Below are 755 nucleotides of genomic sequence, written 5' to 3'. Positions count from 1 at the left end.
CGCCCACGCGTACCTGCGCCGCCGCCTCGCCGAGGCCGCGGCCCGCGAACTGCGCGTGGTGGTGCACCACCACGACCTCCTCGCGCTGCCCCGGTCGACCGGGGAGACCTCGTGACAGGCCCCGTGGCACGCCCCGCGACCCAGCCCGTCATATCCCGCCCGGCCCGCGTGTCCCGTACGGCCCGCGTGTCCCGTACGACCCCCGCGCCCCGTAAATCCCCTACACCCCGCACATCCCGCATGCCCCGCATGCTCCGCATGCTCCGGACCGTACGGACCCACCTCGGCACCCTCGCCGGCGCCTGCCTCCTCGCCGTGCTGGTGTGGCGGCTCGGCAACGGCGCGTTCCTCGACGGACTGCGCGGCATCGACGCCGCCGTCCTGCTCGCCTCCCTCGGACTCGGCCTGCTCACCACCCTGTTGAGCGCCTGGCGCTGGCGCCTGGTGTCCCGCGCGCTCGACGTCGAACTGCCCCTGGGCGGCGCCGTCGCCTCGTACTACCGCGCCCTGTTCCTGAACGCCGCCCTGCCCGGCGGCGTCCTCGGCGACGTGCACCGCGCGGTGCGGCACGGGAAGGACGTCGGCGACGTCGGACGCGGCGTCCGCGCGGTGGTGCTCGAACGGACGGCGGGTCAGGCGGTTCTGGCGACCGTCGCGGTGGCGGTGCTGGCGGTACGGCCCACCCCGGCGCTCGCGGAGGCCGGCCGCGCCGTCCACCACGCCGTGACCACGTCGGCGGCGGGGGCGATCGTCGC

The 755-nt window shown here is 76.6% G+C and carries 1 protein-coding gene and 1 pseudogene; both read left to right on the top strand.

Features of this window, described 5'->3' with window-relative positions; translation table 11 throughout:
- A pseudogene (locus GT042_RS05590) lies at positions 1 to 115 on the top strand (SAM-dependent methyltransferase); the annotation flags it as partial.
- A 134-nt stretch (positions 116 to 249) separates the two neighbouring features.
- Positions 250 to 755 (top strand): lysylphosphatidylglycerol synthase domain-containing protein (locus GT042_RS05585; RefSeq protein ID WP_237530495.1); only part of this gene is annotated, 506 nt, incomplete at its 3' end.

It is taken from the genome of Streptomyces sp. SID3212 (genome assembly GCF_009865405.1).
In the GTDB taxonomy this organism is placed as follows: Bacteria; Actinomycetota; Actinomycetes; order Streptomycetales; family Streptomycetaceae; genus Streptomyces.
This window is presented reverse-complemented; position numbering and strand designations above follow the sequence as displayed.